This is a genomic window from Rubneribacter badeniensis, assembly GCF_002899695.1.
GTDB lineage: Bacteria > Actinomycetota > Coriobacteriia > Coriobacteriales > Eggerthellaceae > Rubneribacter > Rubneribacter badeniensis.
Map to the genome: position 1 here is coordinate 23,192 of NZ_PPEL01000004.1, position 25,645 is coordinate 48,836.

19 protein-coding genes are annotated in these 25,645 nt (G+C 66.3%); 15 read left to right on the forward strand and 4 right to left on the reverse strand.

Going from position 1 to position 25,645, the window contains the following annotated elements:
- Nucleotides 1-162: 162 nt before the first annotated feature.
- Nucleotides 163-1,347, forward strand: coding sequence for an FprA family A-type flavoprotein (locus C2L80_RS01790; RefSeq protein ID WP_103262512.1), 1,185 nt, complete (start codon nt 163-165; stop codon nt 1,345-1,347).
- Between the two features lie 48 nt (nt 1,348-1,395).
- On the forward strand, nt 1,396-2,313 hold the full coding sequence (locus C2L80_RS01795; RefSeq protein WP_092197416.1) for a diacylglycerol/lipid kinase family protein: 918 nt from the start codon (nt 1,396-1,398) through the stop codon (nt 2,311-2,313).
- A 41-nt stretch (nt 2,314-2,354) separates the two neighbouring features.
- Here C2L80_RS01795 and C2L80_RS01800 read toward each other — a convergent pair whose 3' ends face one another.
- From C2L80_RS01800 to bfr, 3 genes are all read right to left on the reverse strand, one after another.
- The gene (locus C2L80_RS01800; RefSeq protein WP_092197414.1) at nt 2,355-3,578 is read right to left on the reverse strand and encodes an ATP-binding protein; all 1,224 of its coding nucleotides are present in this window, start codon (nt 3,576-3,578) and stop codon (nt 2,355-2,357) included.
- Between the two features lie 600 nt (nt 3,579-4,178).
- Nucleotides 4,179-5,354 (reverse strand): phosphoglycerate dehydrogenase, encoded by a 1,176-nt coding sequence (locus C2L80_RS01805; protein WP_103262513.1) that lies wholly within the window; start codon nt 5,352-5,354, stop codon nt 4,179-4,181.
- Nucleotides 5,355-6,452: 1,098 nt separating this feature from the next.
- Nucleotides 6,453-6,917, reverse strand: coding sequence for a bacterioferritin (bfr, locus tag C2L80_RS01815; protein ID WP_103262515.1), 465 nt, complete (start codon nt 6,915-6,917; stop codon nt 6,453-6,455).
- A gap of 280 nt (nt 6,918-7,197) precedes the next feature.
- Here bfr and C2L80_RS01820 point away from each other — a divergent pair, with 280 nt between their 5' ends.
- From C2L80_RS01820 to C2L80_RS01845, 6 genes are all read left to right on the forward strand, one after another.
- Nucleotides 7,198-8,643 carry a helix-turn-helix transcriptional regulator gene (locus C2L80_RS01820; RefSeq protein ID WP_239938646.1) on the forward strand — a complete coding sequence of 482 codons (1,446 nt, stop codon included), beginning with the start codon at nt 7,198-7,200 and terminating at the stop codon, nt 8,641-8,643.
- Between the two features lie 687 nt (nt 8,644-9,330).
- Complete coding sequence (locus C2L80_RS01825; RefSeq protein ID WP_103262517.1) at nt 9,331-9,810, forward strand: hydrogenase maturation nickel metallochaperone HypA; 480 nt, start codon at nt 9,331-9,333, stop codon at nt 9,808-9,810.
- A gap of 75 nt (nt 9,811-9,885) precedes the next feature.
- The gene (locus C2L80_RS01830) at nt 9,886-11,457 is read left to right on the forward strand and encodes a 4Fe-4S binding protein (RefSeq protein WP_103262518.1); all 1,572 of its coding nucleotides are present in this window, start codon (nt 9,886-9,888) and stop codon (nt 11,455-11,457) included.
- Between the two features lie 22 nt (nt 11,458-11,479).
- Complete coding sequence (gene hypB / locus C2L80_RS01835; RefSeq protein WP_103262519.1) at nt 11,480-12,175, forward strand: hydrogenase nickel incorporation protein HypB; 696 nt, start codon at nt 11,480-11,482, stop codon at nt 12,173-12,175.
- A gap of 116 nt (nt 12,176-12,291) precedes the next feature.
- A complete protein-coding gene (locus tag C2L80_RS01840; protein ID WP_103262534.1) occupies nt 12,292-13,194 on the forward strand; it encodes a radical SAM mobile pair protein B in 903 nt (300 codons plus the stop codon).
- A gap of 229 nt (nt 13,195-13,423) precedes the next feature.
- Entirely contained in the window at nt 13,424-14,224 is an 801-nt protein-coding gene (locus C2L80_RS01845; protein ID WP_103262520.1) for a YebC/PmpR family DNA-binding transcriptional regulator, read from the forward strand.
- A 150-nt stretch (nt 14,225-14,374) separates the two neighbouring features.
- Here C2L80_RS01845 and C2L80_RS01850 read toward each other — a convergent pair whose 3' ends face one another.
- Nucleotides 14,375-16,573, reverse strand: a complete 2,199-nt coding sequence (locus tag C2L80_RS01850; RefSeq protein ID WP_103262521.1) for an oxidoreductase — start codon at nt 16,571-16,573, stop codon at nt 14,375-14,377.
- A 323-nt stretch (nt 16,574-16,896) separates the two neighbouring features.
- Between C2L80_RS01850 and C2L80_RS01855 the strand changes: the two genes are divergently transcribed.
- The 7 genes from C2L80_RS01855 to C2L80_RS01885 all read left to right on the forward strand — a co-directional run bounded on the left by C2L80_RS01855 (nt 16,897) and on the right by C2L80_RS01885 (nt 25,640).
- Entirely contained in the window at nt 16,897-18,597 is a 1,701-nt protein-coding gene (locus tag C2L80_RS01855; RefSeq protein WP_129589867.1) for a helix-turn-helix transcriptional regulator, read from the forward strand.
- A gap of 457 nt (nt 18,598-19,054) precedes the next feature.
- On the forward strand, nt 19,055-19,672 hold the full coding sequence (gene ruvC, locus C2L80_RS01860) for a crossover junction endodeoxyribonuclease RuvC (RefSeq protein ID WP_103262523.1): 618 nt from the start codon (nt 19,055-19,057) through the stop codon (nt 19,670-19,672).
- Nucleotides 19,669-20,268, forward strand: coding sequence for a Holliday junction branch migration protein RuvA (gene ruvA / locus C2L80_RS01865; RefSeq protein WP_103262524.1), 600 nt, complete (start codon nt 19,669-19,671; stop codon nt 20,266-20,268). The genes ruvC and ruvA overlap by 4 nt, the downstream gene beginning before the upstream one ends.
- Nucleotides 20,269-20,308: 40 nt before the next feature.
- Nucleotides 20,309-21,388 carry a Holliday junction branch migration DNA helicase RuvB gene (ruvB, locus tag C2L80_RS01870; RefSeq protein ID WP_092198974.1) on the forward strand — a complete coding sequence of 360 codons (1,080 nt, stop codon included), beginning with the start codon at nt 20,309-20,311 and terminating at the stop codon, nt 21,386-21,388.
- A gap of 193 nt (nt 21,389-21,581) precedes the next feature.
- On the forward strand, nt 21,582-22,151 hold the full coding sequence (locus tag C2L80_RS01875; protein ID WP_239938641.1) for a hypothetical protein: 570 nt from the start codon (nt 21,582-21,584) through the stop codon (nt 22,149-22,151).
- 138 nt (nt 22,152-22,289) lie between these two features.
- Entirely contained in the window at nt 22,290-23,786 is a 1,497-nt protein-coding gene (locus C2L80_RS01880) for a helix-turn-helix transcriptional regulator (protein ID WP_129589868.1), read from the forward strand.
- A 171-nt stretch (nt 23,787-23,957) separates the two neighbouring features.
- Nucleotides 23,958-25,640, forward strand: coding sequence for an FAD-dependent oxidoreductase (locus tag C2L80_RS01885; protein ID WP_087197380.1), 1,683 nt, complete (start codon nt 23,958-23,960; stop codon nt 25,638-25,640).
- The last annotated feature ends 5 nt before the right edge of the window (nt 25,641-25,645 follow it).

Genomic DNA, 25,645 nt, shown 5'->3' on the forward strand with positions numbered 1-25,645 from the left:
TTTTGCTTCGGTCGCCGTCCGGCATCTCTGTTGCCTGTAGCCCGAAAAAAAGTTCTTCTCTCCAGCGTTTCATGCGGAAGATCCCGCGTCCTTTGCTCTCGAGCCTCCCGCTGCTTTCGCGCGTTCGCTATACTGGGCGAAAACGCGAAAGGAGAGTGCGTCATGCTGCATGCGGTCGAGGTCAAACCCGACGTGTACTGGGTCGGCGGTGTGGATTGGAACGAGCGGAACTTCCACGGCTACACGACGGACAGGGGGTCCACCTACAACGCCTACCTCATCATGGACGAGCACCCCACGCTCGTCGACACGTGCAAGTCCGAGTTCGCCGACGAGCTGATCGAGCGGGTGCGCGAGGTGGTTGATCCCGCGCGCATCGAATACATCGTCGCGAACCACGTGGAGCAGGATCATTCCGGCGCGCTGCCCGCCGTGTGCGCCCTCGCGCCGAACGCGCGCGTCGTGGCCAGCGCTCCGTACGGCGTGAGCGGCCTGACCGCACACTACGGCGACCGCAGCTATCTGCCGGTGAAGACGGGCGACACGCTTTGCATCGGCAAGCGCACGCTTGCGTTCACCCAGACGGTCATGGTGCACTGGCCGGACAACATGGTCACGTATTCCGACGCCGACCGCATCCTGTTCAGCAACGACGCGTTCGGCCAGCATTTCGCCTCGTCGAAGCATTTCGACGACGAGGTGGGCCTGCCCGAGGTGCTGGCCCAGGCGAAGAAGTACTACGCGAACATCGTCATGCCCTACTCGCGCCATGTGGAGCGCGCGCTCGACGCGCTGTCCGGTCTGGACGTCGACATGATCGCGCCGAGCCACGGGGTGATCTGGCGCAGCCACGTCGACGAGATCGTGCGCACGTACGGACGCTGGAGCTCGCTTGCGCCCGACGACTTCGCCATCGTCGTGTACGACTCCATGTGGCACACCACCGAGGCCATGGCGCGCCAAATCCTCGAGGCGTTCATCGAGTGCGGCGTGCCCGCGCGCCTGTTCGACCTCAAGGCGAACCACATCTCCGACATCATGACGGAGGCGCTGACGGCGAAGTACGTGGCGGTGGGCTCGCCCACGCTCAACAACGGCATGCTGCCCACGGTGGCGGCGTTCCTCTGCTATCTCAAGGGCCTCTCTCCGAAGGGCGGCTGGGAGGGTCGCGTGGGCATTCCGTTCGGCTCGTACGGCTGGGGGCCGAACGGTCCGGAGGAGGTCGCCGCAGCGCTCGAGGGCTGCGGGTTCGACCTGGCGCTCGGCACGCTCGCGCATCAATGGACCGAGGACGAGGAGCACTTGGCGCAGCTGCACGAGACGGTGAAGGCAGGAGTGCGGGCGTAGGCGGCAAGAAGGCAGGGGAGCGAGGCGGCTGAGGAGAAAGAGGCCGACATGTCCATCCGCGAAGGAAAGGTCCTGCTCATCGCGAATCCCGCTGCCCAGAACGGCGCGGGAGCCGCCGCGGCCGACCGCGCGGCGACGCTCTTGCGCGCGGCGCTCGGGCCGGATGCGGTGGTGCTCGCGAAGACGGCGGGGCCGCGGCACGCCTCCGAGATCGCCGAGCGGGCCGAAGGGTGCGCGACCGTGCTCGCGCTCGGCGGCGACGGCATCATCCACGAGGCGGCGTCGGGCCTCATGCGGCGTCCTGCCAACGCGCGTCCGGTCTTCGGCATCGTGCCGGCAGGGTCGGGCAACGACTATGCGCGCACGCTCGGCATGTCGCGCAAGGTGGACGAGGCGTGCGAGCAGCTGCTGGCGGCCGAGCCGCACGCAGTCGATCTCGGGCGGGTGAACGGCCATTGGTTCGTGGAGACGCTTTCGTTCGGCCTCGACGCCGCCATCGCGCTCGACACGGTGGAGCGCCGCAAGCGCACGGGCCGAACCGGCGCCGTCCTCTATGCGGAGGCCGGCGTCGACCAGCTGCTCCACCACCTCGACGCGCGGCGCTACACGGCGTCGTTCGACGGCGGCGAGCCGACGAGCGGGGAGTCCATCACGTTCGCCGTGCAGGTCGGCCCCTCTTATGGCGGCGGCTTCAAGATCTGTCCCGATGCGCGCATCGACGACGGGTTGCTCGACGTCTGCATCGCCCATCCTCCCATCGGTGTGGCGGGCGCGGCGTTCGTCTTCGCGTTGGCGAAGAGCGGAAGGCACACGCGATTCAGGCAGATGGAGCTTCGCCGTGCCTCCTCGCTATGCGTGCGTTTCGACGCCCCCGTTCCCGCTCAGATAGACGGCGAGCCGCTGGAGGCCGAAGCCTACGTCATCGACGCCGTCCCCCAAGCCCTTGACGTTCTGATGCCTGCCTAACTCCGTCCGCAGACGCATCCGCTTGCGTTCGCCAATCGCTTTCAGGCGAGGTGCCCGCCTGTCGAATCGGTCAGCCAATCCAACGCGTTGACCTGCCATATCCCCTCATGGGAGCGCGGGCTGACGTCATCGAGCGTGATGAGGAGTTTGGGTTGGTTGTCACGCAGGGCCTGTAGGGGCGCCAGTTCCCGCGCGAGGGTGCCGGCATCGGCGACCGTTTCTGCCACTTGATAGTACGCTCTGCCCTCGGGGCCTTCCGTTACGAAATCTATCTCGGCTTCGCCGATGCGGCCTATGCAGACGGAGCTCTCCCGGCGCATCAGCTCCAGATACACGACGTTCTCGAGGACGCGCCCGGTGTCGCGCAGCTGCCCGGAGAGCGCCATCCTCCGCAACCCCATATCGACGGCGTAGTACTTCTCGTGCAGTTTGAGCAGCCGTTTCCCCCGGATGTCGTAGCGTTTCACCGGGTAGAAGATATAGCTGTTGACAAGCCCCGACAGGTATTCCGCCACCGTGTTGGGCGCTATGCGAAGCCCTTGGGAGGTCATGGCGTCGCTGATGCGCTTTGCCGACGCGAGGTTTCCCACGTTGTCGAACATGAAGGAGGCGAGGGCGTCAAGCGCCAGCGAGTTGGCGATGTTGAGCCGCTGCGCCACGTCTTTGAACAGGACGGTGCTCAGTATCCCTTCGAGGTAGTCATGGAGGGAGAGATCGTCGGAGGCGAAATCGAAGGTGGCGGGGAAGGCCCCGTTGCGGATGTAGCGGTCGTAGAGGCGCTGCGGAGAGAGCGCCTCCTTCGCCTGGGCAGAGGCGGTGCGGTACTCCGAGAAGGAAAGCGGCGTCATCTTCACCTCCACGTAGCGGCCGGAGAGCAGGGTCGCCAAGGTGCCGCCGAGCAGAAGGGCGTTCGATCCGGTGAGGTACAGGTCGATGTTCGGTCGCGTGTAGAGGCTGTCGACGGCCTTTTGGAAGTCTGGGGCGTTTTGCACCTCGTCGATGAACACGTAGTTCATGGCATTGGGTTGCGCGCGCGAGAGCACCTCGTCGTGCAGGGCGCGGTAGTCGATGAGTCGTTCGTTCTCAAGTTGCTCCAAATTGATGGTGATGATGCGGTTCGGAGGGACGCCCTCCTTCTCCAGCTCGGTGGCGAACAGGCGCAGCAGCGTCGATTTTCCGCAGCGCCGCACGCCGGTGACTACTTTGATGAGGTCCCGATCCTTCCAGCGGCGCAGCTGCGCGAGGTAATGCGGCCTGTCGATCATGGGTCTTCCCTTCGGCAGAAACTTTTCATTCGATTGAAAAGTATAGAAGAAATCGAGAAACTTTTCAATCGAATGAAAAGTTTTGCCAATTACTGGAAAAGATTTCATTTAGTTGAAAAGTTTTTGGATCGGCGCTGCTTCGGGCGAGATGAGATCATGCGATCCGATCGCCCGTCATCTTGTCGTTGCCGGAGCCGGGTTTTTCATCGATCGAAGGAGAGGGCGCTACGGCTGCGACGAAGTGCGTCTGGGAGGACGCGGGGCTTCGGAATTCCACCTGTCGGAACAAAGATGCGCGGAGGTGGTCGACCACGCCCCTCTGCTTTCTGGGTTGTGTTTGGCGCGATGCTCCCATTTCCCCGAGGGGCTGCGCAGCTTCGTCGCCCGCTTCGCGCGACCGGAGGAGCCGTGGGTGCCGGCACGGCGTCCGGCTGCGGTGGACGGAAAGCGAACAAGCGAAGCGGCTTTCTCGCCATGCGACGGTTAGCGCGACGGCGCAGGGGATGCCCTGCCGAGCACGTTCGGCGAAAAACGAGAAAAACGAAGGCCGACGCCTTCGGGGCGTCGGCCTTCGAGCGGTTGCGCAACGACGGGAAGCCGCTACTTCACCACGCGCACCCTGCGCACGCCCTCGAGAGCGGCGAGGCGCTCAATGGCATCGTCGGGCCATCCCGCCGCGCCTGCGTCGAGGTCGAGCAGCGTGTAGGCCGCCTCTCCGCGCGACTTGTTCGCCATGTTCTCGATGTTCACGCCCGCGTCGCCGAACACGTTGGTGATGCGGGCGAGGGCGTTCGGAACGTTTTCGTGCAGCACGGCCACGCGGCGCAGACCCTCCGGTACGGGGCCCAGGTCGCAGGCGGGGTAGTTCACGGAGTTTGCGATCGTGCCGTTGTCCAGGTAGTCCATGAGCTCGCGCACGGCCATCACCGCGCAGTTGTCCTCGGCCTCGGCTGTCGAGGCGCCCAGGTGGGGCAGCACGACGGCATGCTCCATGCGCATGACGGCGGGGTTGGCGAAGTCGGTGACGTAGACGGCCACCTTGCCCGAGGAAAGCGCGGCGGCCATGGCCTCGTCGTCCACGAGCGAATCGCGCGAGAAGTTGAGGAACACGGCCCCGTCCTTCATGAGCGAGCAAGCGCGCGCGTCGATCATGCCCTTCGTGGAGTCCGTGGCGGGCACGTGGATGGTGAGGTAGTCGCAGACGCGCAGCACGTCGTCGAGGTTCGTGACGTGGTGCACGGCGCTCGAGATGCGCCAGGCCGCCCCCACCGACACGTACGGGTCGTAGCCGTAGACGTCCATCCCCAGGCCGACGGCGGCGTTGGCCACCTCAGCGCCGATAGCCCCCAGCCCGATCACGCCGAGCTTCTTGCCCGCGATCTCGCGTCCGGAAAACGCCTTCTTCGCCTTCTCGGCCGCTTTGGCGATGTTCTCGTCGCCGGCGTTGTCGCGGCACCACGCGATGCCGCCCGCGATGTCGCGGCTGCCCAGCAAAAGCGCGCAGATGACGAGCTCCTTCACGGCGTTCGCGTTCGCTCCGGGGGTGTTGAACACCACGATACCCGCCTCGGCGCAGCGCTCGAGCGGGATGTTGTTCACGCCCGCGCCCGCGCGGGCGATGGCGAGCAGGCTCTCGGGGAGTTCGACGTCGTGCAAAGACGCGCTTCGCACGAGCGCCCCGTCGGCGCCCTCGAGCGTGTCGGACAGCGCGTAGCCTTCGGTGAGGAGGGCGGTGCCCAGGGGCGAGATGTTGTTGAGGCAGTGGATGCGGCGCATGGGGATCTCCTTCGAAAACGGCGGCCCGACGCGCCTGGTCGATGCGTCGCGGCCGCTTCGATGCGTTCCCGCCATCATGCGCCCCGGCAGGTTTCGCTGTCAACGAAAGTCGAGCGTGCGAGCGTTTTTCTCGGCGGATGCTTGTCCTTGCCGCGCGTTGCGTTGGCTCAGGGCGGCGTGCCAGGTCGGGGTGCGGCGACATGGCTTGGAAGCGCTCGGCCCTGGGTCGCGTTCTGCGACCGTTTCGAGCGCGCGCTTGGCCTTGCGGCGCGTCTCGGCGCGCTTTAGGGCGCGAGTTCAGCTTCGCAGTGCGTCGATCGTCTGCTTACGGTAACGGATTCCAAAATTTTTTCCGATATTGTGCCGAAGCGATCGCTCTGGAGAAGGTCGGGCCGCGCAAAAAGCCAGAATGGTAAAATATGCAGAAAAAGATATCGATATTGTACCGAAATCCCTCGGTTCGAGCCGATTCGTGGAGATAAGAGGGAAGAAATATGCATCTTCGGTAATATATTGTCAAAAATATCAGAATTCCTTACCGTTAGCCAGTAGCCAGTAGCCAGTAGCCAGTAGCCAGTAGCCAGTAGCCAGTAGCCAGTAGCCAGTAGCCAGTAGCCAGTAGCCAGTAGCCAGTAGCCAGTCGACATCCGATCCCGTCTGACCCATTCGTCCTCGCTCTCTTCCGGCGGCATTTCGAGTGGCTCTGTGCCAAACCAAGGCCGATGCGGGTCTGCGTTCGCGGGATCTCGGATCGGATTCCTTGCGATCAGGCCGGGCAGAAGGCTCCTCCATTGGGCGAAGGGCCTTTCCGTTTCGCCTATGGGGTTGGCGCGGCACGCGGATTCGGCTTCTACCAACATCATCTGACGGAGGATTGCAAGAAAGAGTGCGTTTCGCTGAAGGCGAGGGGGCGGGCGTGCTTGCCGGGTTGGGGGCAGATGTGCGAATGCGGTGCGGACGAGCGCTGTGCTTGCGCGCTCGGGCTTGCACGGCGCGCGAAGGCCGCGAGCGCCTGCCGCGCAAGGCGAGCGCGCAAGGGGCCGCCGACCCTTTGCGCGGATCGGCGGCCCGTCCTGCTGCGGCAAGGAGCGCGTGCGGCTAGTTCTGCGTGGAGAGGAACACCTGAAGCGACATCTGCTCGATCTGGTCTTGCAGCTCCTCGAGCTCGTCGACGTGTTTGTCCTCGTCTTCGAGGATGTCCATGAGGACGTCGCGCGTAGCGTAGTCGAGCACCTTGCCGGCTAGGACGATGGCCTCGTTGTAGTCGCGCACGGTGTCCACCTCGAGCGCGTGGTCGAGGTCCACCTGCTCGGGGACCATCGCCCCGATGCGGATCTCGTTAAGGTGCGACACGATGGGCGTCCCCTCGAGGAACAGGATGCGCTCGATGAGCTTCTCGGCGTGCTTCATTTCGGTGATGGCGCGGTGCTCGAAGCTGTCGTGCAGTTTCGTGTAGCCCCAGTCCTCGCACATCTCGGCATGCACCATGTACTGGTTGATGGCGGTCAGCTCGCCGGCCAAAAGGTCGTTCAGCGTGTCGATGAGTTCCTGGTTTCCCTTCATGGGGCGCTCCTTCCGAAATACGGGCGATGGGCGGCGGGCCGCCTCGGCCCGTCCGCACGATTGTAGGGGCGCGGCGGGGCGGGAGGGCGCGGCGTGGCGAACCGTCGCTACGGCGTCGCCGTGCTGTCAGAAAGCGCGAGGGGTGCTTGCTCGTCTCGAGCCGTCTGCCCCGCATCATGCGGCGGCATGCGCGTGTGCTACAATTCCTTGTCGACTCGATTCGTCAGAGGGTCGAGGCGCAAACCGGGTGAGACGACCGGAAGGGGGCGGCGTGGACTTCATGGCGCGTGTCGGCCGCGACGGGGGCGGTCCGGCGTTTCTTCTGCTAGGCTTCGGGATGTTCGTCGTGACGTATGGCGGCGGGCCGCTCGGTTTCTTCTCAGGGTCTGCTGGCTCGGTTCCCTGGGGCATCGTCCTCATCGCTCAGACTGCGTTTCTTGTGGGAACCGCGCTGGGAAGTTTCGGGGTGCGGTTTGCGTTCCGCTCGAGCTCCGAGCGGAGGGAGCGCGTGCTCGGCGCGTCGGCGTACGTCGCGGCGACGCTTGCGTGCTTGGCTTTGCAGCCCGCTTTGGCCGCTGCGAACGCCTCTATCGGCACATGGTGCAGGGTCGCGCTGTCCCTGTTCGCGGGAGCGTTCTCGGCTCAGCCCCTTCTTTTCTGGGTCGGACGGCTTCTCGATTTCAGTAGGGTGTCCGGACGTCTCGGGTTCTTCGCCGTGCTCGTTTCGTGCTATCTGCTCAACCCGGCTGCGGCGGCGCTGGTGTCCCGCTTCGAGGGCGTGCCGTATGCGGGCCCTGCCGTCGTTGCAGGGTGCGCGCTCGCATCCGCCCTGATGCAGGCGCTTCTCTTCTGCCCATCAGAAGATGCCGTCCCTCGGAAGCCCTCGGGCAAAGGGGCTTATCGGCTCGTCGTCCACTCTTCTTCGGTCTTGATCTGCCTGGGCTTCTCATGGGGAGTGGCCGAGGCCGCGACTTTGCTCATGCTCGGGGTTGGTCGCTCGGACGAGTCGGCGCTCGGCATGGTCGCAGCCTTCTGCCTGGTATTCGCCGCAGCGTGCGCGGCACGGGCGTTGAGCACGCGCGAAGAGATGAAGTTCGGAGCGTTCATCAGGCTTTCCATCGTTGCATGCGGGGGCACGCTCGTCTCTGTGCCCCTGGTTGTCGAGGTCATGCCGTCGCTGCTCTTCCCGCTGTGCTACTTCGTCATACTTCTCGGGGAGGTGTCGCTCATCGCGTTCTCGATAGACGTCTGCCGCGAGGAGGGAAGGGCCTTGGTGGACGTGCTTCCGGCCAACTACGCGGTGTTCGTAGGGGCCGTTTGCGTTTCAGGGACGCTGTTTTGGATTGCGCACGAGTTGTTTGAGGAGCGGATGGCTTGGTGGATGGTTGCCATCGTCTCGACATGGGTCGTCCTGGCCGCTGTGCCCTTCCTTCCGAGCCGTGCGAGCGACGCGGTGGTGTTCACGCTCGGCGAGCTTCCCGAGAACGAGGGGTATGAAGCGAACGTCGCCATGCTTCGGGAGCGAATGGCGCTCCGCTACAGCCTGAGCGACAAGGAGGCCGAGGTTTTGGGCCTTCTGCTTCAAGGGATGAACCGCGAACAGATCGCCGCTCGGCTGTATCTGAGTCCTTGGACGATCAAGTCGCGCATAAGCATGATCTATAGAAAGTGCGGCATCCATTCGTACAAAGAGCTGGTGAAGCTCGCTTCGAGCGACGAGGCGTGATCCTATTCGGGGCGGCCGATCCTTTCTGCGCTGCGTCTGCCCTTCCGGCGCTCTCTGGGCGGCGCGTTCAACGTGGCGGGCGTGTCGCTCTTCCGGTGCCCTCGTTTCCGCCCTTCGCGCTCAACTCGTCCCCGCAACGGCTGGGTTTATCGCAATCGGTAAGGAATCGGAAAATTTTCCATGATAGTTTACGGCTATCGCGGAAAAGGGCGCTGTGGATCGCCTATTCAGTGCTTTAAGGTCCTGTTTTTGTTGCAAATGCAACGGAAATGGGGCTGCTTATGCAAGTCAGACTCTCCGAAGTGTGCAAACCGGTCATATATCGTCAAAAAAATGACCGATCCTTTACCGGAACCACCCCGCAACCGCTCTGCGAAAACGTCCCGCAGACTCGAAAACGCCCGCGACCCCGTCGGCGGGCCCTGCAGCTTCGCCGCCAGCAGGCTCGCCATCCGCCTGACAGCTTCGGACGGTAGCCCGCAAGGCCCAGCGGTGGCGCGTTCCGACGGCGGCGCAACGCCTTCGAGGGGGCTTACGCGTTGCGCCTCCTTGCGGGCCGAAAGCGGGCATGCCCAAATGGGTGATTTTGCTTTTCGCCCAAAGGGGCGCTTCCTCATCTGCGGGTTATCCGGATAGCATGCGGCTTGCGCCGTTGGGGCGCGACGAAAGGCGGCGAAGGGAGTCGGCATGCACGAGATGGCGTTGGTGCACGGGGTGGTCGAGGCGGTGCTCGAGCATGCGGAAAGCGCTGGCGCGAGCGAGGTGACGGCGGTTTTCCTGACGGTGGGGGAGGGCCGCGATGTCGTCGAGGAGTACATGCAGGGGCTGTTCTCGTTTCTGACGAAGGGCACGGTCGCCGAGCATGCAAGGCTCGCCGTCAGGCGCTCTCCGTTCAAGGTGCGCTTCAACCGATGCGATGCCGTTTTCCCCATCGACGTCTTCGATCCGTCGACGTGGGGATGCTCCCGATGCGGCACCGAGCGCGACTACCGGTTTCATTCGGGCATGGAGTTCACGATCGACCGCATCGAGATCGCAAGAGACGCCGCCGTCAAGAGCGGGGCACCGGTCGCGCGAACGCCGAAGGCTCGGACGAGGGCGTCGGGCGCGGACGGGGGCGCATGCGGCGGGCCGATGGAGGCCGCGCCCCTCGCTGTCGCCGGATGACGGGCGGCGCGAGGTGGGCGCGCTCGTCGCGTTTCGGGTGGCTTTAACGTGCAGAAGAGGAGAGAGGAGAGGCGCATGACGAAGGGTACGACGAAAAACGTGGAGAAGGCCGTTCGGTCGCGTGCGGCGCAAGGGATGACGCGAAGGGGCTTCCTCGGTGCCATGGGCATGATGGGCGCCATGGGGGCCATGGGCGCCATGGCCGGATGCGCGTCGACGAGCGCGAACGCGGCGCAAGGCGATGAAGGGCGGCAGACCGAGGTCGTGCTGAGCGACGGCACCGTGTGGCGGGGCACGCCCAAGCACATCGCCGATCTGGGCGGCTCCACCATGCCGCTCGAGGAGCTCAACCGCCGGCGCAAGGAGTACGTCGACTCCCAGACCGATTGGGTCAACGAGGACGGCACCGTCGTCCCCGCCGTGTACGTCAAGATGCGCGCGCTCATCCACACGCACGGATTCGGCGCGGGCGAGGGCCTGAACGACACGATGTTCAAGCGCTTGCAGAAGCTGTTCACCGAAGAGCAGGTCCAGGCGTACCTCGAGATGCCGTGGGTGCGCGAGTTCGCGGTCAACGAGTACTACCACAAGTCGCAGCAGGAAGGGTCGAGCCGAACCTACGAGGAGTGCAAGGAGCTGTGCGAGTTCTTCAGCGCGGCGGCATACCTGCCCTTCCGCACGCGCGCCGAGGGCATCGTCTACAACATCCCCGGTTTCGCCGAGGGCGTCAACACCTACACGTACTGCGACGAGTACTACGCGGATCCCGAGAGCTTCGACTGGCCGCTTCTGGGCGACGGCCTGGCTGAGGACCATGCCTACGCCGGCACCCCGGTGTTCTACTCGGTGCCCCTCAACAAAGAGGTGGTGGCGGAAGGGCACGAACTGCTCGCTTACGACGATATCGAGACGGTCATCAAAGACCACGAGTACATAGCCGTGCAGCCCTGCTCGTGCCGCTACGCGCTCTACGTGAACGAATGCCACGAGAAGGGCGAAGAGTTTCCGACATTCGGGGATTTCGGGCGTGGCGATCTCACCGATTTTCGCGACTCCAACGGGGACCGTATCGAGACGTGTTTGGCTTTGGGCGACGATGCCGAGTATCTGGTCTCCCTTGGGCTCGGTCGCCGCATCAGCCAAGAGGAGGCGTTGGAGGTCATCCGGAAATCTCGCGACGACAACTTCATCCTCCACTGCCTTTACGGCAAGGAGCATGCCTGGGTGTGCTGCTGCAATCCGAAGATATGCGGCATCACGGCCCAGTGGGCGGCCGGAGCCGAGGCGCTGGGCGGCTGGGAGGAGCTGCAGAAGCTTCCCGCGTTCGCGTACCGCACGCACTACGACATCGGCGCCGACTTCAAGCTGTGCACCGCATGCGGCACGTGCGCGGAGCGTTGTCCAATGGAGGCCATCACGATGGACAACTACAACGGCCGGCCCCGCGTGACCGACCATTTGTGCCAGCGCTGCGGCCAGTGCGCGTACGTGTGCCCCCAAGAGGCCCGCAAGCTGTTCAAGCGCCCTGACGACCAGATACTGAAGATGCCGCATCTTCTGGAGGACGACTACAACCTCAAGGCGGCCTACCGCTTCGAACACGGTCTGATCGGGCGGGGCACGACGGCCGGGCAAACACGGTTCTAGCCAAGGGGTTTTAGGAGGAGCCATGGAAAGAAGGATGCTCGAGGTGAAGCGCGGCGTGCTGGCCGCCAACGACGAGGTCGCCGATGGGTTTCGCAGGCAAAGGCGCGAAGAGGGCACGTTCTTCGTGGACGTGATGGCCTCGCCCGGGGCCGGCAAGACGACGCTTCTGCTCGCGCTCGTCGAGAAGCTGCGCGCGCGTGCGGGGCGCGCGGGCGCGCCTGCGCCCGCTCTCGGGGTGATCGAAGCGGATCTCGAGTCCGATGTGGACGCCCGCAAGATCAAGGAGGCGGGCGTGGCCTCCGTCGAGCTCAACACGCGCGGGGTGTGCCATGTCGAGATGGGCATGGTGGAGATGGCGTTCGAAGCGTTCGGGGGCGCGTCCTTCGAATGGCTGTTCCTCGAGAACATCGGCAACCTCGTGTGCCCCGCCGAGTTCGACACGGGCGCGCACTGCCGCGTTATGCTGCTGTCGGTGCCCGAGGGGTGGGACAAGGTGGTGAAGTATCCACCCATGTTCGCCGTGGTGGATGCGCTCATCGTGACGAAGAGCGACTATTTGCCCTTGAACCCCGACTTCGACCTCGCGGCGCTCGAGGAGCGCGCCCGTGCGCTCAATCCGCGGCTCGAGGTGTTCGTGACGAGCGCACGGACGGGGGAGGGCGTCGAAGAGCTGGCGCTTTGGCTCGAGGATCGCCGCGGTGCCTGCGTGGCCCGGTAGCGTGATCGCCGCGGTCGGCACTTTGCGTCGCACCCTTGCGCTTTGGCAAGGCGCGGCAAGGGAAGAGGCGGCGAGGTCCGCACGAGGTCTTTCGGGGAAAGGCGGTTTCGGTGGAGATGATCGTGAGGGACGTGGAGGCGAAGGGCGTTTTGTCGAAATCGAACCTTCCCGTGAGCGACTATTCCGCGAATCCCTACATCGGCTGCGCGCACGGATGCAGGTACTGCTACGCGTCGTTCATGAAGAGGTTCTCCGGCCATTCGGAGCCGTGGGGCGAATTCGTGGACGTCAAGCATTGGCCCTGGATCGAGAACCCCCGGAAATACGAGGGGAAGGAGGTGTTCATCGGCTCTGTCACCGATCCGTACCAGCCCTTGGAGGAGAAGCATGGGAGGACGAGGACCCTGCTCGAGCAGCTGCAGGGCAGCGGCTGCAAGGTCAGCATCGCGACGAGGTCCGATCTCGTCCTGCGCGATCTCGATTTGATCAAAACCTTCCCCGGCGCCCGCGTGTCGTGGTCCGTCAACATGCTTGACGAGGGCTTTCGCAAAGACATGGATCGCGCGGTGAGCATCGAGCGCCGTTTGGCAGCGATGAAGGCGTTTCACGACGCCGGGGTGCGAACGATCTGCTTCATCTCTCCCATCTTCCCCGGCATCACGGACGTTGCGGCGATCATCCGGCGCGCAAGGGACCGGTGCAACCTCGTATGGCTCGAGAACCTGAACCTGCGCGGCGCGTACAAGGAGGAGATCCTGGGCTACATAGCGCGGAAGCGGCCCGATCTGGTTCCTTTGTACCACGCGATCTACCGAAAAGGAGATCGCGGGTACTGGATGCTGCTCGACGAGGAGATACGGCGGTTCGCTTTGGGCGAAGGTCTGCCGTATCTTCGCAACGACGATTCGTTCACCAGGCCTTTCGAGGATCCTCCCGTCATCGTGAACTACTTTTTCCATGAGGAGGTCGTTGCGCGCGCGAAGAAGGGGCCTGCGGGGCGGCGCTCGGGACCGAGCTGATCGCGCGGTCCTTCGTCGGGCTTCGTCTGCGGAACCGTCCTGCTCGAAAAGAGCTCCTTTCGTCGGCCCTTCCCGCCTTGGGTTGCCGCCCGTGCTGGTTTCGCCGGCTTTGGCCCTGCTTCCCGCTCCCGTCGACCGGCCTTTTTGAAGACCGTGCGAAAGCGACCGGGGGATTTGACGCATGTGCTAAAATAACCGGTCGGCAAGTGCAACATCGGAAGGGACGTCTATGTCTGGGCATTCAAAGTGGGCAACCACGAAACATCGCAAGGCGGCGCAGGACGCGAAGCGCTCGGCCTTGTTCTCCAAGCTGTCGCGCAACATCACGGTGGCCGCGAAGGAAGGCGGCGACCCCAACCCCGACAACAACGCGTCGCTCGCGGCCGCCATCGAGAAGGCCAAGGGCTACTCCCTGCCGAAGGACAAGATCAAGACCGCCATCGACAAGGCGTTCGGCTCCGGCAAGGACGCGGCGAACTACGAGACGGTGGTCTACGAGGGCTACGGCCCCTGCGGCGTGGCCATCTACTGCGAGGCGCTCACCGACAACCGCAACCGCACCGCCGCCGACGTGCGCGCGGCGTTCAACCACCACGGCGGCAACCTCGGCACCTCCGGCTCCGTGGCGTTCATGTTCGAGCGCAAGGGCCAGGTCATGGTGGCCAAAGAGGTGGAGACGGGCGACAAGAAGAACCCCGTCGGCCCCAACGGCGCCGCCGCCGACGAGGACGAGTTCATGATGGCCGTGGCCGAGGCCGGCGGCCTTGACTACGAGGATGCCGAGGACGAGTGGATCGTCTACGCCGCGCCCACCGACCTCATGGCCGTGAAGAAGGGCCTCGAGGAGCAGGGCATCGAGGTGAAGGGTGCCGAGCTCACGATGGAGGCCACCACGCCCGCCGCGGTGAGCGTGAGCGACGCGAAGAAGGTCATGCGCCTCGTGGACAAGCTCGAGGAGCTTGAGGATTTGCAAAACGTCTACCACACCATGGACATCACCGACGAGATCGCCGAGGCGCTTGACGAGTAGCCGGGTCTTCGGCGGTTTCCGCTGAGACGGAATCGTGGTTCGAGCGGGGGGCGCGGCACAGTCGCGCCCCCGTTTTTTGCGATCAGGCGCTCGCAAGCCGACCTGCGTCCGTGGAGCCGGCCTTCGGCGCGGCCCCACGGGCGTTGCGGGCTAGATGGCGCGTCCCGCGTCGTTGCCCGCTTGGATGGCGCGGGCGATGTTGAACGGCTCGGCGCAGTCGCCCACCGCATGCGTTTCGATGGACAGCCCGTCGACAAGCGCCGTGTTCGGCAGCAGGTCGGCGGCGTTCACGATGGCGTCGCACGGCACGGCGACCTCGGTGCCCACTTCGGTGGCTACGACGATCTGCCCGTCGCCGACCTCCTTGATGGACGCGTTGGGCCACACCTTGAGGCCGAGCGCGTACAGGGCCGTGGTCATGAAGCGCTGCGCGTGCTGCGACTGCTGCATGTCCAGCTCTTCGTTGGCGCTCGGTGTGACCATGACGACGCGCTTTCTGTGGACGGTCAGCCATAGCGCGCAGTCGAACGCCTGGGCGTTCGAGCCGTACACCACTACGTTGTCGCCCATGTCGGCGGTCAGGAACTGCTCGAAGTCCACCACCGGCACGCTCCCTTCGCCCGCGACGTCGAGCGTGTCGCGCAGGCCGCCGACGGCGAGGATCACCGCATCGGGTGCCTCCTGTTCGATGAGCGCCGCATCAACTTCCGTGCTCAACTGGACTTTCACGCCCGTCAGCTCGAGCTGCCGCGCAAGGTAGTTCTTCAGATCCCCGAGGTTCTCATGCGGTCCCTTCACGTTGGCGGCGAAGTCGAGCAGACCGCCGAGCGACGCCTTCTTCTCGTAGAGCGTCACGTCGTGCCCGCGCGCCGCGGCGATGCGAGCCGCCTCCATGCCGGCCGGGCCGCCGCCGATCACCATGACCTTCTTCGCCTCGTCGACGGGGGGAAGCTCGTAGGTGGCCGGGCCGCCCTCGCGCATGACGCGCTGGGTGAGGGCGTTCACGCGGCAGCAGCCCATGGCGGCGTTCATCTCGTTGCTGCCGATATGACAGTGCAGGCAGCGCGTGCACGGCGCGATCTCGTCGATGCGGCCCTCGCGCAGTTTGGCCACGTAGTCGGCATCGACGGTGAGCGGCCGGTTCATGAGGTAGAAATCGCACTTGCCGTCGGCGAGCGCCTGTTCGAAGAAGTCAGGGGCGTGGGCGGGATCCATGTAGGTGACGGTGCCGCAGGGGATGGAGACGGCCTCCTTGTAGCGCGCGGCGATGTCGAGCATCATGCCCGCTCCGCTGTGGTTGGCGACGAGCTGCCCCTGGAAGTGCCGCGAGAAGTCCCACTGCGTGCCGTAGCCGGTGGCGCCTTCGATGCCGTTCAGGATGAAGTACAGATCGCTTCCGAACTGGCAGGGGTGGTTGCCGAGGGGTCCGAGGCGCAGGTGCAGTGAGTCGCAGCCGGCTTGCTCGAACATCTTGGCGAACTCGATGCCCTCCTCGACGGTGTTCGCCAAGTTGTGGGGAGCGGTGACGTCCTTGTCCATCGTCATGAGCGTGGCGTCGTTGGTGAGGTTGTCGTTCTCTTCGACGGCGTCGATGAGCACCTGCACTGCGAAATCGTCGCCGCAGGCCTGCTTGATCTTGCGAATGCTCTCCACGACGAAGCGGGCGCGGTTCTCGAGGCTGCCGGCACCGTACTCGTCGTCGCGCGTGTTGTGGAAGCGCGACAGGAAGTGCGCGCCCGCGTTGAACCCGGCGGCGTTGATCTCGATGGCTTCGAAGCCCATGGCCTTGAGGGCCGCCGCTTTGGCCGCGCCGGCGTCCTCGAGTTGGGCGATCTCCTCGACGCTCATCGTGGGGATGGCGGCCGAGGCCGCCCACTGGTAGCCGAGGTGCGCCCCGTAGGCCGCGCACTGCTCGATGAGGTCGCGCCCGAACGTCATCGCCTCGTCGGACACGTCGCCTGCGGGCAGCATCTCGCCCTCCACCCAGATGAGCTCCACGCCGCCCTTCGCGAAGTTCACATAGTACTCCGAAAGCTCCTTGGTGAACCCGGCCAGGTAGCAGGCCGATCCGGCGGCCGACTTCACCATGCGGTGGGAGAGCTCGATCGGCCCGATCCGAAGCGGCGAGAACAGCGTTGCGAAATCGGTGGTGTTCTGGCGGTAGTCGTAGTCCTGCGGGTTGAGCGAGGCGGTGGCGATGAGGCCGTCCCCGTCGGCCGCCTGGGCCGCCTTCCCACCGTCGGTTGCCTGAACGGCCTCCTTGGGCGCGCAGCCTGCAAGCCCCGCACCTGCCGCCGCCATGCCGGCTGCGCCGACACCTGCGAGGAATTGACGTCGCGATAGCGTCATGTTCCGCTCCTTCTCTCGTCTTTGCCTGTGCTTTCTCGTCCGCGCGCCGTTCGGTCGCGCGTCCCCTTATCGCCCGCGCCCTGTCCGCGCCGGCTGCCGCATCCTAGCAGCAAAGGCGGCCCGCGCGCTTCACACCGGATTGGTGAAAACGCGCCCGTTCGGCTTGCGGCGGCGTCTTTTACTGCCTGCGGGGGTTCGCGGGCCTCACACCGGATTGGTGAAAACGCCGCCTAAGGGGCCTTCGGAGGAGAAAAGCCGCCGTTTGCCCGCCGGGGATGTGCGATACTGAGACGGAGTGCGGGGCGGCGCAAGGAGGGTGCGAAGTGCCGGATGGGTCCATACGAGGCGAAGGGGAGCGCCGTGTGCGCGTGTGCGCGTGCGCGGGATACGCGCTCTTGTCGTTCGCATGCCAGTTGGCCGTGTGGGGAGGGCTGCGCCTCTCCGAGCGCACGGGCTTCGACGTGCCGTCCATCCTGACGTGGTGGACCGTGCCCTTGCTCGTCGCCATGGCCACCGCTCTCTTGGCGATGGGCGCCGCGGCTTCGCTGCGGGCTTCGGAGGACGGGGGCGGCCCGTGGCGGCACGCGGCGTCGCGGACGCTGCCGTTCGCGTCCGCTGCGTGCGCGATCACCGGGTACGGCCTCGTCGCCATGGCTCCGTCCGATCCCCGGACGATCGTGGCCGCGGGAGCTGTGCTGGTGGGGGCGGGCATGGGGGCGCTTTCGGCGTCGTGGGCGCAGACGATCTCGAACCTTGGCTTCCGCGACGTGCCGAGGCTCGTGCTGCAGTCGGTGGTCGCCTGCGCCGCGCTCTCGCTTGTGACGGAGCCTCTCCCGCTGCCCGTGTTGGAGCTCGCCTACGTCGTGGCGGCGTGCGGCTCGGCCACCTTGTTGGCCGTCGTGCGCGCGGCGTTCGACCGCGCGCCGGTTTCCGCCGACGCGCCGCCTTCGGCTGCCAGGACGGCGGGGAGGGAGCTTCGACAGGCGCCCCGAGAGCCGCAAGAGGGCTTGCGCGAGATGCTCGGGGCAGTGCGCAACCCGTTGTTCTGCGCGGCCTCCATCGCCTTCGCGGTGGCCCTCACCCGCACGATGACGCTTCGCGCGCAGCCCGCGATGGTGGGGGCGTCCGGCGTGGCGTGCATGGCCGTCGGCGCGGGCGTGCTGCTCGTCGTGCTGCGAAGATCGGAGGACGGAGCGCCGGGGCTCACCATCCCCGCGCTGTTCCGCATCCTGTTTCCCGTGGTGGCCACCTTGCTTTTGGCCTTGTCGGCGGGAGGGGAGCGGCTCGCCGCCGTCGCAGGGGCCGCGGTGTTCGCGGCGTACGCCCTCATGCAAGCCCTCATGGTGCCTGCTTGCATCGACGCGGCGCGTCGGAAGGGCGTGCGGGCGACGGCGGTGTACGGGCTGTTCGCAGGGGCGGTGTACGCGGTGTTTGCGGCGTCCACGCAGCTTGGCGTGATCCTGTTCTCCGGGGGCGACGGCGTCGGGGCGACCGCCTCGCTTACGGCCGCGCTGCTCGTGCTGTACGTGCTGGCCATGGCCTATGCGTTCGTGCAGCGCCGCGCGGGATCGGACGGCGGCGGGGCAGGGGGCGGCTCCGTGGCGGCTGCGGGCGCGGAGGACGGCGCGGCGGTGGGCGGTGCAGGGACGGATGACGGCGTCTCGGGCAGCTTTGCGGCGACGGGGGCGAAGGTGTTGCGAGGAGCTTCCGAGGCGCGTGCATCGGGCGACTTTGCAGCGGCTGCGAGCGCAGGCGGTGCGGCGGGTACCGCGATGTCCGGCGTCGGTCGCGGGGAGCCCGACCCCATCAGCCGCCGGTGCCTCGTGTTGGCGCAGCGGTTCGCCTTGAGTCCGCGCGAGACGGACGTGCTCGTGGCGTTCGCGCACGGACGCAACGTGTCGTACCTGGCCGAACGGCTGTGCCTGTCGCCCAACACCATCCGCAGCCACTCCAAGACGCTCTACGCCAAGCTCGGCGTGCACAGCAAGCAGGAGCTGCTCAACCTCGTGGACGAGGTGGCCTAGCCCGCATGCGGCGCGCACGAGTCGATGCGCCCGAAGGCCGCGTGCCTTTCGAAAGCCACTCGCGCCTCCTTCGGTTTGCGCCCCGCATGCGTAGCCGAGGAGGGCGCCTCTTTTTCGGTTGCCGTGGGGGGGCGAATGCGCTCTTCCGTGAAGCGTGCGGTCGTTGCCGCAATCCCTTTTTGCGTCTGCGGGCCGACGCGCGGGGCGGCCCGCGTTCTTGGGCATGCAGAGGGGGTGCGATGCGCGCGGGATCCGGCGTCTCGCGCGGCATCGGGCGGGAGGTGCGTCTTCTGGCGGGATCTTCCATCAGGGCTGTGAAAAAATGAAAAAACGCCGCTTCTTCGATCCGCTCCTCGAAACGATGTGATAGGATTATGACGAACAAACGTTTGTAGCAAAGTCGCCGTGCGCAGGAAGTCGGCGGGCAGGGCAACGGGCAAGGGGGCTTACCACGGCCATCGAACGCACCATACTCGGAATCGATCCCGGCTTGGCGAACACCGGATGGGGCATCGTGTCCCAGCGCGGGCCGCGCTTGGCGTGCGTCGCCTACGGATGCGTCTCCACTTCCGCGGACATGCCGCTCGCGCATCGCCTGATGAAGGTGCAGAGGCAGATAGGGGCCGTCATTGCGCGGTTCGAGCCCTCGTGCGCAGGCGTCGAGACGGTGTGGTTCGGACAGAACGTCTCAGCCGCGTTCGCCACCGGTCAGGCGCGCGGCGCGGCGCTCGTGGCGTGCGCCGAGCGCGATCTGTACGTGGAGGAGTTCTCCCCCAACCAGATCAAGCTCGCCGTGGTGGGCGTGGGGACGGCAGACAAGGCCCAGGTCCAGTACATGGTGCGCCAAGTGCTCTCCTTAAGCGACGTTCCCCGGCCCGACCATGCGGCGGATGCGTTGGCGGCGGCCATCTGCTTTGCGACGCACGAGGGATTCGCGCATGCGGAGGGCCGTTTCGACCACCTGGTCGCCCAGGCCGAGGCGCGCGACGCTGCGGCACGGCGGGGGGCCTTCGGGGCGGCGTCGTCCGGACGTGCGGCGAAGACCTGTCCGACGAAGGAAGGGACGAGGATATGATCGCGTTTCTGAAGGGCGTCCTTGCGGGCAAGGACGCTTCGACGGCCTACCTGGAGGTGAGCGGGGTGGGCTACGCCGTGGGCATGTCGCAGACGGCGCTCTCGAAGCTGCCGGAAGCCGGATCCCCCGTGGAGGTTCACACCCATCTGCAGGTGCGCGAGGACGGGCTGTCGCTGTACGGCTTTCTCTCCTTGGAGGAGAAGGCGCTGTTCGAGCGCCTTATCGGCGTGAGCGGGGTAGGGCCGAAGGTGGCGCTCGCGGCGCTTTCGTCGTTCACGCCCGCCGCGCTCGTGGCCGCGGTGGCCGCGCAGGACGTGGCGGCGGTGCAGCGCGTGCCCGGCGTGGGGAAGAAGACGGCCTCGCGCATCATCCTCGAGTTGAAAGGGTCGCTCGACCAGGGCTTCGAAGGGCTTTTCGACGACGCTTCGCAGTTTGCCGCCCCTGCCGCCGAACGTCTGGCCGGCGCGCGCGAGGCGTTGCTGTCGATGGGCTTCACCTCCGCGGAGGCCGACGTGTCGCTCAAGGGCGCGCCCGAGGGCGGCGACGAGGGCGTGCTGCTACAATACGCTCTGAAGCGTTTGGGAGCGAACTCGTGAGGGCGTCGGATCGTCCGCGTCCGCTGACGGAGAGGCGGCCATGGCTGACAACGGCATCGAAATAGAGGGCCTCGTGTTCGAGGCCGATCCCGCCTTCGGCATCGGAGCGCGGCAAAGCGCGTCCGAACGGGCGGTCGCGCCCACGCTCACCGAGGACGACCTCGCGCTCGACCGCAGCTTGCGCCCGAAGCGCTTGAGCGACTACCTGGGCCAGACGAAGATCAAAGAGTCGCTGGCCATCCTCATCGAGGCCGCGCGGGCGCGCGGCGACGTGGTGGACCACATCCTGTTCTCGGGCCCTCCGGGCCTCGGAAAGACGACGCTCGCCGCCGTCGTGGCCAATGAGCTGGGGGCGAACATCAAGACGACGAGCGGTCCGGCCATCGAGCGCACGGGCGACCTCGCGGCCATCCTCACGAACCTCGAAGAGGGCGACGTGCTGTTCATCGACGAGATCCACCGCTTGAACCGCATGGTGGAGGAGGTGCTGTACCCTGCGCTCGAGGACTTCGCGCTCGACATCGTGGTGGGCAAGGGGCCGGCGGCGCGCTCCATCCGCCTCGATCTGCCGCGCTTCACGCTCGTGGGCGCCACCACGCGCACGGGCCTTCTGACCGGGCCCTTGCGCGACCGCTTCGGCGTCGTGTTCCGTCTGCAGTACTACACGCCCGACGAGCTGGCCTCCATCGTGCGCCGCTCGGCCGCCATCCTGGGCGTGGACATCGCCGAAGACGGGGCGCTCGAGATCGCCCGCCGCAGCCGCGGAACGCCGCGCTTGGCGAACCGTCTGCTCAAGCGCGTGCGCGACTGGGCGCAGGTGCGCGGCGACGGCGCCATCGACGAGGACGTGGCGGCGCAGGCGCTGAGCTTCTTCGAGGTGGACGCGCTCGGCCTCGACGGCATGGACAACCGCATCCTCGAGCTGCTCGCGGTGCAGTTCGGCGGCCGTCCCGTGGGCCTGACCACGCTCGCCTCGGCGCTCTCGGAGGACCCCGACACCCTCGAGGACGTCTACGAGCCGTTCCTCATGCAGCAGGGCCTCATGGTGCGCACGCCGAAGGGCCGCGTCGCCACCGAGCGCGCTTACGACCACCTGGGAATACCGATGCCGCCGACCTGACGGCGCCGTGCGCCGCGGGCGCGCCCGCCCTTCCTTTGCCAAAGGGCGCGCTTCGCCCGCCGCCGGCGCGGTTCGCGAGAAAGGGTAAACATGCCCTCTGGCATGTTTAGTCCCCAACTGGGAGCGGGGCTTGTCCCCGCGACCCGCGCCGGGGCGCTTGTCGAACCGGCGCTGCACGAGAGAAAGGAGCCTCATGCTCGAGCAGGACTACCTTATGCGCATACTGCTCCAGTTCGCCGAGATCATCCGGCGCAGCTGGACGAAGGCCGAGGAAGAGCGCGACCCGCGCCGCGCCGCCGACATGCTCGAGGACGCCGTCGGCGAGGCCGTGGACATGGACGGAGCGGCCCTGCTGTCGCTCGCGCCGGACTCCGTTGCGAGCGTCGTGCAGGTGTCGGGCGTCGACCCGCGCGTCGTGGACTACGTCGCGCACAGCCTGCTGCTCGCGTCGGGCTACCTGCGCGACGCGGGCGAGCGCGATCTGGCCGATCTGCGCGAGCGGCAGGCCCGCGCCCTCGCCGACGCCTACGGCCTCGATTTGCCCGACGACCCCGAGGACGCGATGCGCCTGCTCGACGAGGCCGACGACGATGCGGCCGAGGAGGCGTCTTCGACGCTGGAGATGCTCGGCTTCGAGGCGCCGCCCGAGGAGGCGGAGCCTCCGCTTGTCGAGACCTTGCGCTCCGACGGCTTCGGCGAGGGCGGCTGCGGCGCGTCTGCCGATCATCCCGGCGCGATGGAAAGCCCTTCGCCTCAAAGGTAATTCCCGTTTTTCGTGTCCTTCGTCGGGAGGACGTCGCGTTTTCTGGGGTACCGTGGAGCGGGCCAGCCCGCGCGGGGGCGGGTCGGCCCGAACCGAAGGGGAGGGGTTTCGTTGTCCGGTGCGAAAGCAAAAGCGTTGGTGTCGTCGTTGCGGTGGCATCATCTGGGATTCGCCTTCGTGTGGGCGGTCATGTTCGGCGGCCTGTCGGCACCTGCAGGCATGGTCGGCTCGTCCGCGGGTGCGGCGGCCCTCGGAGTGTTCGAGGCATGCCAGCAGGTTTGCGTCATCGCGGCGGTGGCGTTGTCTGCGCTCGCCGAGCGGCGCGTTCCGGCGTTCCCGCCGCGCCTCGCGTACGCGGCGGGCGCCGCGTTGGCTGCGGGGACGCTCGCGTTCAGCGCGGCGCTTCCCTCCGGAGGGGAGCCCTCCGTCGTCGGCGCCGCGCTGGCCGGCGTGCTCGTCGGCGGCGCGGCCGGGTTCTTCTACGCGTCGTGGCAGCAGTTCTTCGCTTCGGAGGGCGCCTCGCGCACGGCCATCTGCATCCCTTTGTCGGCGGTGCTGTCCGTTGCCGTGAGCGCCGTGGTCGGTGCGCTGCCCGACGCCGTTCGGACGGTGTGCGTCGTCGGCGTGCTGCCGGCTGCGTCGGCCGCGACCTTGCGCCTGAGCCTGTCCGAGATCGTCCCCGCCGATCCTGCTTTGCGCATGACGCGCGCGCTTGCGGCGGCTGCGGCGCGGGATCTGTGGAAGCCCGTGTTCTGCACGTGCGCCATCGGGTTCGTGTGGCAGCTCGTGGCGGGCTTGTTCTCGGTTTCGGCCGACGCCTCGTCGGCGGCGGGGTTCGGCGGTTTGGCGCTTGCGTCCGCGGTGGTGCTGCTCATCGAGTTGTTCTCCGAACGCGGCTTCGAGGCGCTGCGGGTGTACCAGGTGCTGTTCCCGCTCGTGACGGGCGTGTTCATGCTGCCGTCTCTTCTGGGCGTGCAGTTCGCGCCGCTTGTGGTGGGCATGCTGCTGTTCGGATTCGAGATATTGAACCTGCTGCTCATCGTGACGTGCGCGGTGTATTCGAGCGAGCGCGGCGTGCCGGCGGCCCAGACGTACGCGTTGTGCGTGGGGCCGACGCTCGTGGCCATGTTCGCGGGGGACGCGATGGGCAAAAGGCTCGGACCTATCGTCGCATACGACTTCGCCTTGGGCGTGAACGTGCTGTTCTTGTGCGTGTACGCGCTGTCCATGGTGCTGTTCCTCGTGTCGTTTCGCCGTCGCAGGCGCCAAGCCGGCACGGACGAGGCCGGCGAAGAAGGCCGCATCGACGTCGCCGTGGTGGGCGGTAGCCACCCTCTCGCCGCACCCGAGCGCGTTTGTGCCGACGCCGTCTCTGAGTCCGGTTTCGCATCCGGTTCGGACGCGGGGTGCGACCCCCCGGCCTCGCTCGACGCGCGCTTCGACGCGCTCGGGCTGGCCGATCCGTTCAGCAAGCGGGAGCGCGAGGTGGTGGCGCTCGTCCTGCGCGGCAACAACGTGCCCGCCGTCGCGCGCAAGCTCTACATCTCCGAGAACACGGTGCGCGACCACATGAAGAGCATCTACCGCAAAGCCGGCGTCCACTCCCGTCAAGAGCTCATCGACCTGCTCGATTGACCCTGGGCACCCCCCCCCCCGCAAAGTGGGGGATTCCCCTCCTTCCATCTGCCGCGATGCCGAACAACCCGAATCATGGGATGCGCTTTTCCCCGTCCGGGAATAAGCTGCGCTTCGAGCCGCTGCGGAAAGGCGGCGGGAAGAGGGTTGTTCGAACAAGGAAGGATCGAAATGGGCGTATCGACGGAAATCTCAAGGAGGAACCTGCTCAAAGGGGCCGTTCTGAGCGCGGCAGGGGTCGCGGCGCTCGGCGTCATGGGGTGCAGCCCCCAGGCTCCGGACGCTTCGGGCGATGCGGGCGCGGGTGCGACGGACGGGCAGGGCGCCCACACGTGGGAGATCAAACCCGAGCCCATCGCGGCCGACCAGATCAAGGAGACGGTTGACACCGAGGTGCTCGTCATCGGCGGCGGCTACTCCGGCACGTGCTGCGCGCTCAGCGCGGCCGAGAACGGCGCGAAGGTGATCCTCGTGGAGAAGGACGCCATGCTCAATGGCCACGGCGTGGGCGGCACGGGCGCCATCGGCTCGCGCGAGCTGGACAAGCTGGGCATCAGCTTCGACAAGCCCATCGAGATGGAGCGCTGGGTGTCCACCTGCGGCAACCGCTGCCGCGAATCGCTCGTGGCGAAGTGGTTCCGCGAGTCCGAGCGCTGCATGAACTGGCTTCTCGACCTGGCCGAGAGAAACGGTGCGACCTGCATGGTCACCGTCGGATCGCGCAGCACGGTGCATCCCGAGATCGACTGCTACCACATGATCATGGGCGGCGAGATATTCGAGCAGCATTCGGCGGCCGATTTCGTGGAGTACCTGTTCGAGGCCGAAGCGCTCAAAAACGGCGCGGAGTTCGTCTACGAGATGCCGGCCGTGCAGCTCGTGCAGGACGACGCCGGCAAAGTGACAGGCGCCATCTGCGAGAACAAGGACGGCGAGTACGTGCAGTACAACGCCAGCAAGGGCGTGGTGCTGGCCACGGGCGACGTGAGCTACAACGACGAGTACCTCGAGGAGTTCGCGCCCATCGCCTTCAAGGTGATGACGCGCCTGTGCTCCGACCAGGGCAACGTGGGCGACGGCCACAACATGGCCGCCTGGGCCGGCGGCGCGTTCCAAGCCGCCCCGTGGCCGACCATGATGCACCCGCAGGCCGCAGCCGCGTTCCACGGGCCCTTCCTGTTCGTGAACCCCGAGGGCAAGCGCTTCATGAACGAGGCCACCTGGGTGCAAGGCAAATGCGTCGGGGTCATGGTGAACGGCGGCGCCGACCACGCGTGGTCCATCTTCGACGCCAATTGGCAGACCGATCTGCTCGACAGCCTGCAGTACGGCGGCGGCATGTTCTGGGACAGCTTCCGCGCCTTTGGCACCGACTACCAGACGGCGGTGGACGCCCATACCCAGACGGTCGAGACGGGCTTGGAGAGCGCTCCGTCCTACTACAAGCGAGCCGACACGCTCGAAGAGCTGGCGCAGTTGATCGAGGTGGACAAAGACACGCTCCTTTCGACGATCGAGCGGTACAACGAGCGCTGCGAAGCGGGCGAGGACGTGGACTTCTACAAGGAAAGCCATTTCCTGTACCCCATCAAGGAAGGTCCCTTCACGGCGTGCATGGTGGCGCCCGGTTTGCTGGGCGTGTGCGGCGGCATCCATATCTCGGACGACTTCGAGGTGCTCAACGATGCCGACGAGCCGGTGGGTGGCCTCTACGCCATCGGCAATTGCGCGGGCGACATCTACGCCTACGATTATCCCATCAACGTGCAGGGCAACAGCCACGGTCGCTGCCTTGTCGAGGGCAAGTGCCTGGGCGAGCAGTTGGCCGGCGTGTACGATCAGGTGAAAGCGTAGCGCGA